This is a genomic window from Fulvivirga lutimaris (assembly GCF_009711525.1).
Taxonomy (GTDB): domain Bacteria; phylum Bacteroidota; class Bacteroidia; order Cytophagales; family Cyclobacteriaceae; genus Fulvivirga; species Fulvivirga lutimaris.
The window spans coordinates 1-456 of record NZ_SMLV01000033.1 but is presented as its reverse complement, the minus strand read 5'-3'; the positions used below and the strand labels follow the sequence as shown (position 1 = coordinate 456).

General features: G+C 34.2%; 1 protein-coding gene. It reads left to right on the top strand.

Going from position 1 to position 456, the window contains the following annotated elements; translation table 11 throughout:
• Nucleotides 1-147: 147 nt before the first annotated feature.
• Nucleotides 148-456: WecB/TagA/CpsF family glycosyltransferase (locus E1140_RS00060; protein WP_185153308.1), on the top strand; the 309-nt coding region annotated here is incomplete at its 3' end.

Genomic DNA, 456 nt, shown 5'->3' with positions numbered 1-456 from the left:
GCAAAGTTCTTAATACTACGATAAGATACATGCAGTCAAACAAAGGGTGGTTTTATTATCAAAAACACAAATGGTTTACCAACAGAATTTTGTACCTAAGGTGGTCAAATTCATGGATATTTTACGCCTTTTCACTTATTACAAAAAATGACAAGTCCTAAGATTACTCTCTTTAACATTGAAATTGACGCGTTAACAATGGAGCAGACCGTAAACCTGATTAACAAATCAATAGTAGAAAAAAATCAGGTAGTACATAATTGTATTAATGCTAATAAAGTGGTTCTAATGGAAAAAGATAAATTCCTAGAGCGAACTCTAAAAGATGCGGATATTATTAGTGCTGATGGGCAAGCAATAGTCTGGTCTTCTCAACTTATGGGCGATCCGTTACCTGAAAGAGTTCCCGGTGTAGATCTTATGGAAAACTTAATGAAAATGGGTAGTAAAAATGGC